Raw genomic sequence first — 14,831 nt, 5'->3', positions numbered from 1 at the left:
AGATCGGGGGATTCGGCTCATAAGCCGCGATGCGCCGAGGCGTCGCCCGCGCTTCACCCCAGGCATGTCTTGACTTCCGAAAACCGCGATATATCGTGGATGTCAGAGACGCGATATGGCGCGTCCCGCCCGGCCCGCCGGGCCCGCCAAGGAGGTCAGCCCATGCCCGAGTGGTCCGTCGCCGAGCCCCGCAAGCTCACGTTCGACGCCCCGGTGGCGACCCTCCGCGTGCGCCTGGTGGGCGGCATGGTGCACGTCGTGGGCACCGGCGAGGACTCCGCGCGCCTGGAGGTATCCGAGATCGAGGGCCCTCCCCTGACCGTCACCCAGAAGGACGGCGTCCTGTCCGTCGCCTATGACGACCTGCCATGGAAGGGCTTCCTCAAGCTCAAGGGGCTCGCCCTCAAGGGGTGGCAGCGCAGCGCGGTGATCTCCCTGGCGGTGCCCGCGGGGACCCGTGTCGAGGTGGGCGCGATCGGCGCGGGCGCCATGGTCTCCGGCATCGAGGGCCCCGCGGAGGTGAAGAGCGTCACCGGCGACACGACACTGGTCGGCCTCGTGGGCCCGGTCCGCGCGGAGACGGTGTCGGGCAGTGTGGAGGCGCAAGACCTCCGCGGCGACCTGGGGTTCCAGTCCGTCTCGGGCGATCTGACCATGGTCGAGGCCGTCGGCTCGTCCGTCCGGGCGGATTCGGTGAGCGGCGCGTTGATCGTGGACCTCGCCCCGACGGGCACCCCGGCGGACATCGCCCTCACGAACATCTCCGGCGAGATCGCGGTCCGCCTCCCGCACCCGGCGGACGTCGAGGTGGAGGTGGACACCACGAGCGGCGCGGTGTCGAACGCCTTCGAGGAGCTGAAGGTCGGTGGCGGATCGCACGCCTGGGGGTGGGGCGGCCGGCGCGTCACGGGCCGGCTCGGCGCGGGCAGCGGCAGGCTCCGGGCGACGACGGTGTCCGGAGCCGTCGCGCTCCTGCGCAGGCCACCGATGGAGGAAGATCCCTACGACGGGGTCCCTCCGGACGTCACCCCGTCGGACTCCCCCGACACCGACGTCCCCCCTCCGCCGACCGCCGCCCCGACCGACAAGAAGGTGCTCTGAGATGCCCCCCGTGTTCGCCCACGGCCGCCTGCGCCTGTACCTGCTCAAGCTGCTCGACGAGGCGCCCCGCCACGGCTATGAAGTGATACGCCTCCTCGAAGAGCGCTTCCAGGGGCTGTATGCCCCCTCGGCCGGCACGGTCTACCCACGCCTCGCGAAGCTGGAGGCCGAGGGCCTGGTCACGCACACCACCGAGGGCGGCCGGAAGGTGTACGCCATCACGGACGCGGGCCGCGCCGAGCTGGCCGGCCGCAGCGGTGAGCTGGCCGACCTGGAGCTGGAGATCCGCGAGTCGCTCGCCGAGCTGGCCGCCGAGATCCACGAGGGCGTCCAGGGCGCGGCGGGTGATCTGCGCCGCGAGATGCGGGCCGCCGCCAAGGAGGCGCGCGCCTCGGGGGCCGCGGGTACCGGCCGGGGCTTCCCGGACCCCACCGGCTTCCTCGACGGCGCCTGGGGCGACAAGGACGGCTGGCACCAGGCGAAGGAGGACTTCAAGCGCGCCAAGCAGGAGTGGAAGGAGCAGGCGCGCCGCGCGAAGGACGAGAGCCGCCGGGCCCGCGAGGAGGCTCAGCGCGCGCGCCGCCAGGCCAAGGACGCCCAGGAGAAGGCGCGGACCCTCGCCCAGGAGGAGATCCAGCGCATCGCCCGGCGCGTCCAGGAACAGGTCCAGGACCACTTCGCGCGAGGCGACTGGCCGGCGGGCGTACAGGAAGGCCTGTCCGAACTGGCCAAGGAGTTCGGCGAGTTCGGCATGGACTTCGGCAAGCACTTCCCCCGCCCGACCTCCGGGACGGAGTCCGGAGCGGCACACGAAGCCGGGGCCAGGGCGGGCGCCGAGCCTGGCTCCCCTGCCGGGCCCAAGTTCACCGGCGCCGACGAAGGCCTGACCGTGGACTACACCCCCGATTGGGCACAGGAGGAGCCGACCGGAAACCCGGCCCGCGACCTCGACCGCCTACTGGACCGCTTCCGCGACGACGTCCGCGACACCGCCCGCGATCACGGCATCTCGGAGAACCAACTGCACGCGGTCCGGGACCACTTGTCCGCAGCCGCCGCACACATCGCGGCGACCTTGCACCCACCAAAGGCCTGACGGCAGGACGGAAGGGCGGAGGGGCAGCGGAGCGGAGGGACGAAGGGACGGCACCGGCAGCCCGCCCGGTGGGGCCCCGGCGTCCCTCCCGTCACCTCACCCCAACACCCGGTCCACCCCCGCATGGGTGACCCCATGGTCCGCGAGCACCTCGGCGACGACTCCCGGGCGGGCCGTGAGGGCCAGCAGGATGTGCTCGTCGCCGATGCGGCGGTCGCGGCGGGCGGTGGCGATGCGCAGGGACTTCACCAGGGCGTCCTTGGCCTCGCGGGAGAAGGGCACCCGCCCGAGCCAACGCTGCCCTCCCCGGCCCGCCTTCCCGCGAGCCCCGGCCAACACCCCCTCCCCATGGGCCTCTTCGACCCGGGAGACGATCGCGGCCACGTCGATGCCGAGCCCGGCCAGCGCGTCCGCGTCGGCCTGCGACAGGCCGCCGCGCCGGCGCGCCCCGCTCAGCGCCTCCTCGATCGAGTCCCGGTGCCGTGCCGCCCCGAGCGAGGCGAGGGCGAAGGACGCCCGGCTCGCCTCGCGGTCGAGCAGCGCGAGCAGCATGTGCCCGTCGTCGACCGAGTCGGCGCCCCTCCGCTCGGCGTGCTCGACCGCGCCCAGCACCACCGCGCGGGCGTCCTTGGTGAACCGCTCGAACATCACTGCCTCCCGTACTTCTTGTGCACGGCCTGCCTGCTCACTCCGAGCTCCGTGGCGATCTCCTGCCACGACCAGCCCTGCCGGCGCGCACTGCGCACCTGCACGGCCTCCAGCCGCTCCACCAGCTTCCGCAGCGCGGAGACGGCGCGCAGCCCGACCCGTGGGTCCTGATCGCCCGCCCGCTCGGCGAGATCCGTAGCTTCGGTCATACATGTCAACTTACGTTGACACACCCCTTCCGTCAACCATGGTTGACGGAAGGGGTGGGAGGCGGAGGCAGCGGGCCGCTCAGACCTCCAGCACGATCTTGCCGAACTGGTCCCCGGACTCCATCCGCTCGAAGCCTTCCCTGGCCCGGTCCAGCGGCAGCACCTCGTCGATGACGGGCCGTACGCCCGTGGCGGCGCAGAAGGAGAGCAGATCCTCCAGCTCGTCCTTGGTTCCCATCGTCGAGCCGACGACCTTCAGCTCCAGGAAGAAGATCCGGGTCAGCTCGGCGTGCGAGGGCCGGTCGCCGCTGGTCGCGCCGGAGATCACCACGGTGCCGCCCGGCTTCAGCGACTTGACCGAGTGCGACCAGGTCGCCGCGCCCACCGTCTCGATGACGGCGTCGACCCGCTGCGGCAGCCGGGCGCCCGACTCGACCGCCTCCACCGCCCCGAGCTCCAGCGCCCGCTTCCGCTTGGCCTCCTCCCGGCTGGTGGCGAAGACCCGCAGGCCCGCCGCCTTGCCGAGCACGATCGCGGCCGTGGCGACGCCGCCACCGGCGCCCTGCACGAGGACCGAATCCCCGGGGCGCACCCCGGCGTTGGTGAAGAGCATGCGGTACGCGGTCAGCCACGCGGTCGGCAGGCAGGCCGCCTCGGCGAAGGAGAGCTCCTTCGGCTTGGGCAGCACGTTCCAGGTGGGGACGGCGACCTGCTCGGCGAAGGTGCCCTGGTACTTCTCGGTGAGGATGGAGCGGCCCTCGCGGGGCCCGACCCCGTGCCCGGACTGGCCGATGACGGAGTGCAGGACGACTTCGTTGCCGTCCTCGTCGATCCCGGCCGCGTCACAGCCGAGGATCATCGGCAGCTTGTCCTCGGCAAGGCCGACCCCGCGCAGCGACCACAGGTCGTGGTGGTTCAGGGAGGCGGCTCTGACGTTCACGGTCGACCAGCCGGGGCGGGCCTCGGGGGCGGGACGCTCCCCCAACTCAAGGCCGGCGAGCGGCTGGTCACGGTCGATACGGGCGGCGTAAGCAGCGAACATGCCGCCGACCATAGGCCGCCGCCGGGCCGCGGCGGAACCACGTACGACTGTGACACGCACCGCGCCCCCCGCCGCGGAACACTCAGCGGCGGGGGGCGCGGTCACGCCATACGGAGCAGGCGGTCAGCTGCGGGCGACGCCCTCCGCGCGGGCGGCGGCGGCGACCGCCGCCGTCACGGCCGGGGCGACGCGCTCGTCGAACGGCGACGGGATCACGTACGCGGCGGAGAGCTCGTCCCCGACGACGTCCGCGAGGGCGTCGGCGGCGGCGATCTTCATGCCCTCGGTGATCCGCGAGGCGCGCACCTGGAGGGCGCCGGCGAAGATGCCGGGGAAGGCCAGCACGTTGTTGATCTGGTTCGGGTAGTCCGACCGTCCCGTCGCCACCACGGCCGCGTACTTGTGCGCGATGTCCGGGTGGACCTCCGGGTTCGGGTTGGCCATGGCGAACACGAAGGAGTTCGGCGCCATGGAGGCGACGGCCGGCTCCGGCACGGTGCCGCCCGAGACGCCGATGAACACGTCGGCACCGGCGAGCGCGGACTCCAGCGAACCGCTCAGCCCCGCCTTGTTGGTGAGCTCGGCGAGCTCCCGCTTGACCGGCGTGAGGTCGTCCCGGTCCCGGCTCACGATGCCCTTGCGGTCGGCGACCGCCACGTCGCCGAGCCCGGCCTCCAGCAGGAACTTGGCGATGGCGACACCGGCCGCGCCCGCACCGGAGATCACGGCGCGCAGCTCACCGAGGGTGCGCCCGGTCAGCTTCGCCGCGTTGCGCAGCGCCGCCAGCGTCACGACGGCCGTACCGTGCTGGTCGTCGTGGAAGACCGGGATGTCGAGCCGCTCCTGGAGCTTGCGCTCGATCTCGAAGCACCGGGGCGCCGAGATGTCCTCCAGGTTGACGCCACCGAAGGACGGGGCGAGCCGCACCACGGTCTCGACGATCTCGTCGGCGTCGGTCGTCGCGAGCGCGATCGGCACCGCGTCGACACCGCCGAACTGCTTGAACAGGATGGCCTTGCCCTCCATGACGGGGAGCGAGGCCTCCGGGCCGATGTCCCCGAGGCCGAGCACGGCGGTTCCGTCGGTCACGACGGCGACGACGTTCGACTTCCACGTGTAGTCATGGACGAGTTCCGGCCGCTCCGCGATCGCGCTGCACACTTTCGCGACGCCGGGCGTGTACGCGAGGGACAGGTCGTCCTTGTCGCGGACCGGCACGGTGGCCTGCACGGCCATCTTGCCGCCGCGGTGCAGCGCAAACGCCGGATCAAAGGGCTCGGCCGCACCGGCAGGGCCCTCGTGATCCGTACTGCTGTCGCTGCGAGGATTGACGATCTCCGCTGCCACTTGTCTGACCCCTTAAGTCTTAATCATTCGTTGAGGGTGTCCACTCCTGGTTGAGAAGTGGGCGGGCACCGCGTCCGTTCCCCGCCTGTCGGCGGAGGGAGGTACGGACACGCGGGCGCGCCGCACACGCGCCCTGAGCCCCGGATGAGGGGTGTAGCCCACCTTTCTACCCGAAGGCGGTGGGCCCGGGCGAGTGACATTGGTTGCAGTACGCGCCGGAAAGGGGTCCGCCGGACGCGCGACAGGGTAGGGGCGGGCGGCCGCGGGCCGACCGGGGCGAGGCGGCCGAGCCGCGCCCGGGAGTTCACATGGCGAGATTCGCGGGATATCACTCGGTTAACGGTGATTCGCTCCGCGCCCCATACGGCCGCGCCGTACCGGGCCGTGCCGGGCCGCCGACATCCGGCGCTGGCCCGTTATCCGATTTTGACATCTCCGGCACCCAGAATCGGACGGTCCGAATGGCAAGATGCCGTCATCACACGAGGTCGCGACACCCGAAGGTGTGTGCACGACTCATCGGCAACTCCCTCATCCGCCGGAGGACCCACCATGACCGCAAGCTCCATTTGTCGTAAGACCGCAGCCAAGTCCGCGAAGTCCCGGATTGCCGCGGTCGGCACGATCGCGGTCGCCGGTGCGCTGCTGCTGTCCGGCTGTGGCGACCAGACCAACGACAAGGAGAGCAACGCGGTCGTCGACGCGCCGCTCGCCGACAAGCTGCCCAAGGACATCCGCGACAAGGGCGTCATCAAGGTCGGGTCGGACATCGCCTACCCGCCGGTGGAGTTCAAGGACAAGTCCGGCAACACCGTGGGCATCGACCCGGACCTGGGCGAGGCGATGGGCAAGCAGCTCGGCGTGCGGTTCGAATTCGAGAACGGCACCTTCGACACCCTCCTCGGCGGTCTGCGCTCCAAGCGCTACCAGATCGCGATGTCGGCCATGACCGACACCAAGAACCGCCAGGAGGGCATCGACGAGGAGACCGGCAAGAAGGTCGGCGACGGCGTCGACTTCGTCGACTACTTCACGGCGGGCGTCTCGATCTACACCAGGAAGGGCGACGACCAGGGCATCAAGACCTGGACCGACCTCTGCGGCAAGAAGATCGTCGTCCAGCGCGGCACCGTCTCGCACGACCTGGCCAAGGCCGAGTCGAAGAAGTGCAAGGGCGGCAAGAAGATCGCCATCGAGCAGTTCGACAACGACCAGCAGGCCCAGACCCGGCTGCGCTCCGGCGGCGCCGACGCGGGCTCGTCCGACTTCCCGGTGGCCGCGTACGCGGTGAAGACCTCGGGCGGCGGCAAGGACTTCCAGCTGGTCGGCGAGCAGGTCGAGGCGGCGCCGTACGGCATCGCCGTCTCCAAGAAGAACCCCGAGCTGCGCGACGCGATCAAGGCCGCGCTCGACGCGATCATCGCCAACGGCGACTACGAGAAGATCATCAAGAAGTGGGGCGTCGAGGACGGCGCGGTGAAGGAAGCCAAGATCAACGGCGGCAAGTGACCGCGTCCCTCTCCCCCCTAGTCGCTGAAAGGCCACGCACGTGACCACCGACATCTCCAAGAAGGGCCCCGAGGACGACGTCCCGAAGGCGCGGCAGGCGGAGGCCATCAAGGCCATCCCCGTGCGGCACTTCGGCCGCTACGTCGCGGCGGTCCTCGCGATCGGCATCCTCGCCGCCATCGTCTACGCCTTCTCGCAAGGCGACATCCGCTGGGACGCGATCCCGGACAACTTCTTCGACGAGCGCATCCTCAAGGGCGTCCGCGAGACCCTGATCCTCACCTTCCTCTCGATGCTCATCGGCGTCGTGGGTGGCGTGATCCTGTCGGTGATGCGCCTGTCGAAGAACCCGGTGACCTCGTCGATCGCCTGGTTCTACATCTGGTTCTTCCGCGGTACGCCGGTCCTGGTCCAGCTCTTCGTCTGGTTCAACCTCGGCTTCGTGTTCGACTACATCAACCTCGGTCCGGTCTACAAGGACGAGTGGTCGGACTTCATGACGCCGTTCCTGACGGCGCTGCTCGGCCTCGGTCTCAACGAGGCCGCGTACATGGCGGAGATCTGCCGCGCCGGTCTGCTCTCGGTCGACGAGGGCCAGACCGAGGCGGCGCACGCGCTGGGCATGAGCCACAACAAGACGCTGCGCCGCGTGGTGCTGCCGCAGGCGATGCGCGTCGTGGTGCCGCCGACCGGCAACGAGTTCATCAACATGCTGAAGACGACGTCGCTGGTCGCGGCCGTCCAGTACTACGAGCTCCTCAAGTACGCCCAGGACATCGGCACCTCGTCGGGCGCGACGGTGGAGACGCTGCTGCTCGCCGCCTGCTGGTACCTGATCATGACGTCGATCCTCAGCGTCGGTCAGTTCTACCTGGAGCGGTACTACGCGCGCGGCTCGTCCCGCACCCTGCCGGACACCCCGTTCCAGAAGATCAAGGCCAACCTGTTGTCGCTGGGCAACCGCTCGGGAGTGCGCTGATGACCGCCATGGTGAAGGCCGAGGGCGTCCACAAGTCCTTCGGTCACGTAGAGGTTCTCAAGGGCATCGACCTGGAGGTCAAGGGGGGCGAGGTCTTCTGCCTCATCGGCCCGTCCGGCTCCGGCAAGTCGACGTTCCTGCGCTGCATCAACCACCTGGAGAAGATCAACGCCGGCCGGCTGTACGTCGACGGCGAACTGGTCGGCTACCGGCAGAAGGGGGACAAGCTGTACGAGCTCAAGGACAGCGAAGTCGCCCTCAAGCGCCGTGACATCGGCATGGTCTTCCAGCGCTTCAACCTCTTCCCGCACATGACGGCGCTGGAGAACGTCATGGAGGCGCCGGTCCAGGTCAAGGGCATCGCGAAGAGCGAGGCCAGGGAGCGCGCCGGTCAGCTGCTCGAACGCGTCGGCCTGGCCGACAAGGCGGGCAACTACCCCTCACAGCTCTCCGGCGGCCAGCAGCAGCGCGTGGCGATCGCCCGCGCGCTGGCGATGGACCCGAAGCTGATGCTGTTCGATGAGCCGACGTCGGCGCTCGACCCGGAGCTGGTCGGTGACGTCCTCGACGTCATGCGCGACCTCGCGGAGTCCGGCATGACGATGGTCGTCGTCACGCACGAGATGGGCTTCGCGCGCGAGGTCGGCGACAGCCTCGTCTTCATGGACGGCGGCGTGGTCGTCGAGTCGGGCAACCCGCGCGACGTCCTGACCAACCCGCAGCAGGAGCGGACGCAGTCCTTCCTGTCGAAGGTGCTGTAGTCGGCGCCCCGTAAGGGGCGCGGGGAACTGCGCGAGCGGCCACGGCGTACCCGCACCCGCAAGCGCACAGGAAGGGGCGGTACGGATCACTGATCCGTACCGCCCCTTCTGTTTCATGGGTTACTTCAGCCCCAGAACCACCGCGTCCGACGGCGAGGCCCATACGGCCCGGGCCTCCGAGAACCCTGCCTCCCGGAGGGTCCGCGCATGCCACTCCACGGACGGCATGTCCCCGTCCGCATGATCGCCGTAGATCTCGAACCGCTTGGCGGTGGGCCCCGCCAGGACCGGATCCTGCGCGGCGAGCTGCCACCACTCCTTCCAGTCCAGCACCCCCTCGGCCTTGGCCCGGTCCATCTGCCGATGGCGGAAGGCGCTCTCGGCGGCGTTCAGGCGCGGCGTCGCGGGATCCGGCATGTGATCGGCGTTCATGAAGACGCCGCCGTCGCGGACGAGCCCGGCCACCTGCCCGTACAACGTGGCGAGCGGCTCGCTGAACAGCCAGTGCAAGGCGGTCGCGGTGAGCACGGCGTCGTACGAGTCGTGCGGCAGCGCGGCGGCCCAGTCGGGGTCCTTCAGGTCGGCGGTGACGAACGTGACCCGGTCGTCCCCCGCGAAGGTGCCCTCGGCGATGGTGAGCAGCGCGGGGTCGAGGTCGACGCCGACGCTCGTCGCGTCCGGGAACCTCTTGAGCAGCCGGTCCGTAATACTTCCCGTACCGCACGCCAGATCCAGCACGCGCGGCGCGGGGCCGACCACGGCCTCGACCATGTCGAGCATGATCCGGAACCGCTCCTCGCGGTCGGGCAGGTACCACTGCTGCTGCCGGTCCCAGCTGTCCTGCCAGGCGCGCCAGTCGGTGCCGGCCGTGGCCTCGGTCTCGGCTCCGGTCCCCGTCTCCGTCATCAGAACCCCTCCACTACGTAATACCCTGGTACCGCAATCGGCCATTACCCGCCGACGAGATGACCCTAGCCCGCCCTCGTAAGGACTACAAGTGGAACTGGCCTATTACTCGGACTACGCCGTACGCCTGGTCAACAGCGAGGAGCCGGGCCGCAACAAGGACGCGCTGACCTCGGTCGAAGCGATCCGGGAGCTCTTCGGGGCGAGCACGCAGATGGCCCGCCGCGCCACGGACTCCGACGTCACGCGCTTCCGTTCCGTGCGGGGCAGGCTCCGGGCGGTCTTCGAGGCGGCGGACGGCGGCGACGAGACGCTCGCGGTCGACCTGCTGAACTCCCTGCTCCTGGAGTTCCCGGTGAGCCCGCAGATCTCGGGCCACGACCACCGGGACGACGACGGGCGCCCGCTGTGGCACATGCACCTGGCGGACCACCCCTCGAACGCCACCGCGGGGTACGCCGCCATCGCCGCGATGGGCCTCGCCTTCCACCTCACCGAGCACGGCGTGGACCGCCTCGGGCTCTGCGAGGCGGCGCCGTGCCGCAACGCCTACCTCGACACCTCGACCAACCGCTCCCGGCGCTACTGCTCGGACCGCTGCGCGACCCGTGCCAACGTCGCCGCCTACCGCGCCCGCAAGCGCCTGGAGACGGAGCGCTCGGCGAGCACCGGCCGCACCGCGGAGGCGGCCCAGCGCACCAGCGCCAACGGCGAGCGCCGCCCGGCGGCGGGCGGCCGGTAGCGGAACCGCACCCTGCCCAGGACGAGCTCCTCGGGGACGACGCCGTAGTCCGTACTGTCCCCGCCCGCGAACGCGTTGTCGCCGAGCACCCACCAGCCGCCCTCACGGCGCTCCTTGGCGCGCTTGACGACCAACAGGTCCTGCTGGAACGGGTGGCGCAGGACCACCACGTCACCCGGGCGGACGCGACCGCCCCACCGGACGAGCAGCCGGTCCCCGTGATACAGCGTGGGCACCATCGAGGGACCCGTCACCTCGGCCGCGCCCCACGGCACGACGGCCCTCCCGCGCTCGCTCTCCCGCGACAGCTCCGGCACCACCGCCACCTCCCCGGTCCTATCCTCCACCGGTCCCAGTCTGACCCTGGACTTTTGTCCTAAGCCCATGGGGGCACTCGCGAAAACCGGCCTCTCACGGAGTAATGTCCCACCTGAGAAGACGATCACGAGGAAGGACAGCTACATGCTTTCCCGCCTGTTTGCCCCCAAGGTGAAGGTCAGCGCCCACTGCGACCTGCCCTGCGGCGTGTACGACCCGGCCCAGGCCCGCATCGAGGCGGAGTCCGTCAAGGCCGTGCAGGAGAAGATGGCCGGCAACGACGACGCCCACTACCAGGCGCGCGCCACGGTCATCAAGGAGCAGCGCGCCGAGCTCGCCAAGCACCACGTGTCGGTGCTCTGGAGCGACTACTTCAAGCCCCCGCACTTCGAGAAGTACCCGGAGCTGCACCAGCTGGTCAACGACACCCTGAAGGCCCTCTCGGCCGCCAAGGCGTCGACGGACCCGGCCACGGGCCAGAAGGCGCTGGACTACATCGCCCAGATCGACAAGATCTTCTGGGAGACCAAGAAGGCCTGATCTCCCTCTAGGCGGCCTTACCTGCACTTTCGCGGGTCGTGCCGCTTAGCTGTCCGCACCCGGTCCGCAGCAGTCCGCCGAGAACGGCGTCCATGACGGAGCGGGTGCGGTCTTCTTCACCCGGCCACAGGTGCGCGTGGATCCGCAGCCTGATGACGGCGGACGCGTGACCGAGGGCCAGCTGGACCTGCCCGCCAGCCACAACCCCCGGCGTCTCTTGGCCGAAATCGCCGCCCAGCGAGAACTCGACACCGCCGAACGCCCCGCCGAGGTCCTCAACTGGCGCTTCACCCTCCAGCCGAATAGGCGAGCACAGGCAGTACGCAAGCGAAGCAGCACACCCGGAGCGTCCTCTGGTCCCCTGGCGCTCCAGCCCTCGGCCACGGCGCTGGCCTCCAGGCCCGAGGAACGCGGACGACATGGATAGATCAAGCAGTTGGCCGTCAGACGGTGGTGACGTCCTGCTCCGTGATCACTTCAGGCTGCTTCGGGTCCAGGAGCGCCAGCGGATTCGCTGGCTGGCACGACGGACAAGCGGTCAACCCATTCCATGACCTCAGCCAGGTGCTCGGCCAACAACCCGATGTGGGGATCAGGCTGGACCAGGAAAGTCGCCATCCCCCGCGCCGTGCGCTCTGCTGCCCAGGCATGGTCGACGGCGGTGAAGTCGTCGTCGACCCAAGCAACAGGCAAGTCGCCCAGCCAGACATCGACATGGTCTCGTTTCCAGAGGTAACCGTTGGGGTGGCTGGTGGTGATCTGCGGACGCGGGAGGTCGACGTATGGCAGGGACGGGAGGCCGAGGAGTGGCCCGATCAGTGTGGTGGCGTCCTGGCGCCAGCTGGTGCACCAGACCGGGGTGACCAGGCCGGTTCGTATCACGTCCATGAGCAAGGGGCCATGGCTCGGGCTGAGCCAGACGGTGACCGGATCGTCGGCGCTACGGCCGGTGGGAACGACGTCGTGGCGGTCGTGGGTCGCCGGGGTGGTCCCATCGGCGGCGGGGAAGGGTACGAAGACGCCGTCGACGTCGAGGAGTAGATAGGGCGGGCGCATGGGGCCTCCCGGAGAGCGGGGTGAGGGTCAGAGCTTGCGCGCGGTGATCAGCAGGGTGGTGGGCCAGAGACCGCGGCGGGCGTCGTGGAACTTCTGGGCCGAGGTGAGCCAGAGGCCGGCGCGGTCGAGGTGTTTCTCCCAGCGGTCGGGGTCGAAGTCCCAGCGGGCGATGGGCAGTCGGGTGCGGTCGGGAAGGGTGACGTAGTCCCGGCGGGGCCTGTCGTCGGTGGCGGGCCGCAGGCCGCAGCGCTGGGGGTGGGGGACGGAGAACGCGAGAGTGCACCCGGGTTTGAGGTGCTGGGCGATGGCCGGGAGCAGAAGCTCGGGGGCTACCAGGCCGGTGGCCCCGAAGACGGAGTAGATGGCGTCGAAGTGTTCGTCGGAGGCTTGCAGGTAGTGCAGGGCATGGCCAGCGACGAAGGTCAGGTTGTTCAGCCGGCCGTAGTGGGAACGGGCTCGGCGGACTTGAAGGCCAACCAGGTCGACGCCGGTGACATGGGCGCCGTAGCGGGTGGCGAGGTGGGCGGCGTTGTGGCCGGGGCCGCAGCCGAGTTCCAGCAGCCGCTTGCGGCGCAGGTCCGAGCCGAGAATCTCGGCGCCGGGCCCGCTGCCCGGCCGCGTTGTCCATTGCATCCGTGCGGGTACCGACAGCGGCTCGGCGGGGCTGGCCGTAGTGCGCTGGAGAGCGTGGACGTACCACGGGGAAGCCTGGGCGAGCACGTCAGACATCCAGTAGGTGGAGGACGTCGGCGAGGTGGCGGCGGACGGCCTTGAGGTAGCCGGGGTCGGTGGCCGGGTCGTTGATCCAGCGGATGGACTGTTCCATGAACCACTCGACGGCCCACATGCGGTGCCAGCCCAGTGCCCAGTTCTCGGCGGTGAGTCCGCCACGTTGGGTGAGGGCGTCGGGGGTGCCGCCAGCGGTGACGTACTGCTCCAGGAAGACGCGCAGGCGTACGGGGTCGGGGGTGTCGAGGGTGCCGTGCCAGCTGGCGAGGTCGAGCAGGCCGGGGCCGGTGAAGGCGCGTGCGAAGTCCAGCAGCCGCCAGCCGTGTTGGCCGATGTGGAGGCTGGTGGGGTGGAACTCGGAGTGCACCCAGCCGAACGGCGCCACCGTCGTACCGGCTGACCGGGCTTTGGCGGCCTGGTCGATCCGGTCGAGTGCGTCCTCGATGTCGTCCGTGTCTTGCCAGCGCTCGGCCTTGCGGAGCTGGGCGAGGTGTTCCAGGGCCCGGTTCGGCAGTGAGCGGAGGCGGACCTGGTCGAGGACGGGAAGGCCAGCAGCCGTACGGGTGCCGTGCAGGACCACGGCCGCGGCGGTGCCGTCGAGGGCGTCGGCGTCGCGGACGGCGGGGCCGAGGTCTTCCATGAGCATGCCGAGCAAGCCGTCCAAGACGGCGGAGGCGTGGACCTGCGGGACGGGGACGCCGAGCGTATGTGCCAGCCGGAGGGCCTGGTCCTCGCTGTCGAAGGGCCGCTTCGCGTACTTGAAGATCGCGGTGCTGGCGTCGGGGAAGGTCAGGCGCTCGACACCGGACATGGACCACACGCGCACCTCCTTGCGCACGGCGGTGGTCCGTCCGGCCATGGTGAGCAGGTTGTCGAGGAGTTCGGCGCTGGGGTTCGCGGTCACGTGGGGGCTCCAGAGAGATTGAAGGCGTCCGGGGCGGGCGAGAGGTGCCGGCCCGCCCCGGGGCCTGGCGTGCGGGGTGGGGCTAGGCGGCAGGGCTCACGCGGTGGGCGTAGACCTGCTCGATCCAGCCGGACTGGAAGGCCGCGAGGTCGTCGCGAAAGGCGGTCATCGACGCACCGTAGGGCGCGACGACTCCGCCGGACTGGTCCGGCACGGACTGGCAGCCGTGCACGAGTCGGCCCCCGAGGGCCGCGTGGGCCTTGATGGACTCGATACGGCGGTGCTCGTTGAACCAGCCGCCGTGGTAGACCTCGTCGAGCGTCCCGCCCATCTCGTCGTCCAGGTCGAAGACGACGGAGGTGGCGGCGGGGAAGAACCAGCACGGGCCGACGTTGGAGATGCGCCCGTCCAGCTCGACCTTGTTGAGCGCCATCAGCGTGGCTGCCTCGCGCAGCATCCGCAGGTGCTCGGCGGTGATCTGTGACAGGCCGAGGCTGGCGAGATGCTCGTCGCGGAAGAGGTAGGCGTACACCTCGTACGCGGTGGACAGGACTCGGGCGGCGTCCGAGGTAGAGGCGGCGTGGGCCTTGATGAAGTCCAGGGCGAGCTGCTCGACCGCACTCTCGGTAGTCTCCTCCACGTCCAGGAGCTGGGACTTGACCAGCTCCCAATCGGCGACGAGCCAGGTGTTGGACTCGAAGCGGAAGAAGTACTCGGCCGGGTCGATGGTGATGCGCCGACCGTCGGCCTGGATGCCGGGCAAACGGCTCCAGCGCTCGTCGAACGCCTCGGGCAGTACGACCGTGATGGCGGCCTTGGTGTCGATGGTGGTCACCGTGTCTCCGTCTCTGATCGGCCGGGTTCGGGCACAGGAATGCCCACACCCGGTGTAGGCGTACGGAACTTCGGGGGCCGCCCGGCCGAAGGGGAACCTGGTCACGGTG

Annotated in this window: 17 protein-coding genes and 2 pseudogenes; 8 read left to right on the top strand and 11 right to left on the bottom strand. The window is 70.1% G+C overall.

What is annotated here, in order from left to right; translation table 11 throughout:
• Positions 1–162: 162 nt before the first annotated feature.
• On the top strand, positions 163–1,101 hold the full coding sequence (locus KKZ08_RS25940; RefSeq protein WP_223776718.1) for a DUF4097 domain-containing protein: 939 nt from the start codon (positions 163–165) through the stop codon (positions 1,099–1,101).
• Between the two features lies 1 nt (position 1,102).
• On the top strand, positions 1,103–2,197 hold the full coding sequence (locus KKZ08_RS25935) for a PadR family transcriptional regulator (protein WP_223776717.1): 1,095 nt from the start codon (positions 1,103–1,105) through the stop codon (positions 2,195–2,197).
• Positions 2,198–2,293: 96 nt separating this feature from the next.
• On the opposite strand, the gene KKZ08_RS25930 is transcribed toward KKZ08_RS25935, so the two are convergent.
• From KKZ08_RS25930 to KKZ08_RS25915, 4 genes are all read right to left on the bottom strand, one after another.
• Entirely contained in the window at positions 2,294–2,845 is a 552-nt protein-coding gene (locus KKZ08_RS25930; protein ID WP_223776716.1) for a Clp protease N-terminal domain-containing protein, read from the bottom strand.
• Positions 2,845–3,054, bottom strand: a complete 210-nt coding sequence (locus KKZ08_RS25925) for a helix-turn-helix domain-containing protein (RefSeq protein ID WP_127912196.1) — start codon at positions 3,052–3,054, stop codon at positions 2,845–2,847. Before KKZ08_RS25925 ends, KKZ08_RS25930 begins: the two co-directional genes overlap by 1 nt.
• 79 nt (positions 3,055–3,133) lie before the next feature.
• Positions 3,134–4,096 carry a zinc-binding dehydrogenase gene (locus tag KKZ08_RS25920; protein ID WP_223776715.1) on the bottom strand — a complete coding sequence of 321 codons (963 nt, stop codon included), beginning with the start codon at positions 4,094–4,096 and terminating at the stop codon, positions 3,134–3,136.
• Positions 4,097–4,219: 123 nt separating this feature from the next.
• Entirely contained in the window at positions 4,220–5,443 is a 1,224-nt protein-coding gene (locus KKZ08_RS25915; protein ID WP_223776714.1) for an NADP-dependent malic enzyme, read from the bottom strand.
• A 552-nt stretch (positions 5,444–5,995) separates the two neighbouring features.
• On the opposite strand from KKZ08_RS25915, the gene KKZ08_RS25910 reads away from it, so the two are divergent.
• The 3 genes from KKZ08_RS25910 to KKZ08_RS25900 are packed head-to-tail and all read left to right on the top strand — an operon-like array spanning position 5,996 to position 8,692.
• Positions 5,996–6,952: an ABC transporter substrate-binding protein gene (locus tag KKZ08_RS25910; protein ID WP_223776713.1), complete on the top strand. Its 957-nt coding sequence runs from the start codon at positions 5,996–5,998 to the stop codon at positions 6,950–6,952.
• Positions 6,953–6,992: 40 nt separating this feature from the next.
• A complete protein-coding gene (locus tag KKZ08_RS25905) occupies positions 6,993–7,931 on the top strand; it encodes an amino acid ABC transporter permease (RefSeq protein ID WP_223776712.1) in 939 nt (312 codons plus the stop codon).
• Positions 7,931–8,692 carry an amino acid ABC transporter ATP-binding protein gene (locus KKZ08_RS25900; protein WP_276573906.1) on the top strand — a complete coding sequence of 254 codons (762 nt, stop codon included), beginning with the start codon at positions 7,931–7,933 and terminating at the stop codon, positions 8,690–8,692. Before KKZ08_RS25905 ends, KKZ08_RS25900 begins: the two co-directional genes overlap by 1 nt.
• A gap of 120 nt (positions 8,693–8,812) precedes the next feature.
• Here the strand turns inward: KKZ08_RS25900 and KKZ08_RS25895 are convergent, their stop codons facing one another.
• Positions 8,813–9,598 carry a class I SAM-dependent methyltransferase gene (locus KKZ08_RS25895; RefSeq protein WP_223776711.1) on the bottom strand — a complete coding sequence of 262 codons (786 nt, stop codon included), beginning with the start codon at positions 9,596–9,598 and terminating at the stop codon, positions 8,813–8,815.
• A gap of 91 nt (positions 9,599–9,689) precedes the next feature.
• On the opposite strand from KKZ08_RS25895, the gene KKZ08_RS25890 reads away from it, so the two are divergent.
• Positions 9,690–10,340: a CGNR zinc finger domain-containing protein gene (locus KKZ08_RS25890; protein ID WP_223776710.1), complete on the top strand. Its 651-nt coding sequence runs from the start codon at positions 9,690–9,692 to the stop codon at positions 10,338–10,340.
• Here KKZ08_RS25890 and sodX read toward each other — a convergent pair.
• Positions 10,223–10,657 (bottom strand): nickel-type superoxide dismutase maturation protease, encoded by a 435-nt coding sequence (gene sodX, locus KKZ08_RS25885; RefSeq protein ID WP_223779193.1) that lies wholly within the window; start codon positions 10,655–10,657, stop codon positions 10,223–10,225. The genes KKZ08_RS25890 and sodX overlap by 118 nt on opposite strands.
• Before the next feature lie 145 nt (positions 10,658–10,802).
• On the opposite strand from sodX, the gene sodN reads away from it, so the two are divergent.
• Complete coding sequence (gene sodN / locus KKZ08_RS25880; RefSeq protein WP_205038491.1) at positions 10,803–11,198, top strand: superoxide dismutase, Ni; 396 nt, start codon at positions 10,803–10,805, stop codon at positions 11,196–11,198.
• 7 nt (positions 11,199–11,205) lie between these two features.
• On the opposite strand, the pseudogene KKZ08_RS39020 reads toward sodN, so the two are convergent.
• Positions 11,206–11,403: pseudogene (locus KKZ08_RS39020) on the bottom strand (site-specific integrase); the annotation flags it as partial.
• Here KKZ08_RS39020 and KKZ08_RS25875 point away from each other — a divergent pair.
• Positions 11,392–11,625, top strand: a pseudogene (locus KKZ08_RS25875) (mobilization protein); the annotation flags it as partial. The pseudogenes KKZ08_RS39020 and KKZ08_RS25875 overlap by 12 nt on opposite strands.
• A gap of 50 nt (positions 11,626–11,675) precedes the next feature.
• On the opposite strand, the gene KKZ08_RS25870 reads toward KKZ08_RS25875, so the two are convergent.
• The 4 genes from KKZ08_RS25870 to KKZ08_RS25855 all read right to left on the bottom strand — a co-directional run bounded on the left by KKZ08_RS25870 (position 11,676) and on the right by KKZ08_RS25855 (position 14,722).
• A complete protein-coding gene (locus tag KKZ08_RS25870) occupies positions 11,676–12,254 on the bottom strand; it encodes a hypothetical protein (RefSeq protein WP_223776709.1) in 579 nt (192 codons plus the stop codon).
• Positions 12,255–12,281: 27 nt separating this feature from the next.
• A complete protein-coding gene (locus KKZ08_RS25865) occupies positions 12,282–12,974 on the bottom strand; it encodes a class I SAM-dependent methyltransferase (protein ID WP_223779192.1) in 693 nt (230 codons plus the stop codon).
• Position 12,975: 1 nt separating this feature from the next.
• Entirely contained in the window at positions 12,976–13,887 is a 912-nt protein-coding gene (locus tag KKZ08_RS25860; protein ID WP_223776708.1) for a phosphotransferase, read from the bottom strand.
• An 82-nt stretch (positions 13,888–13,969) separates the two neighbouring features.
• On the bottom strand, positions 13,970–14,722 hold the full coding sequence (locus tag KKZ08_RS25855; protein ID WP_223776707.1) for a hypothetical protein: 753 nt from the start codon (positions 14,720–14,722) through the stop codon (positions 13,970–13,972).
• Positions 14,723–14,831: the final 109 nt, after the last annotated feature.

The sequence above is a fragment of the Streptomyces sp. 135 genome (assembly GCF_020026305.1).
Taxonomy (GTDB): Bacteria; Actinomycetota; Actinomycetes; order Streptomycetales; family Streptomycetaceae; genus Streptomyces.
The sequence above is the reverse complement of the archived record's forward strand: the minus strand, read 5'-3'. Positions and strand labels throughout refer to the sequence as shown.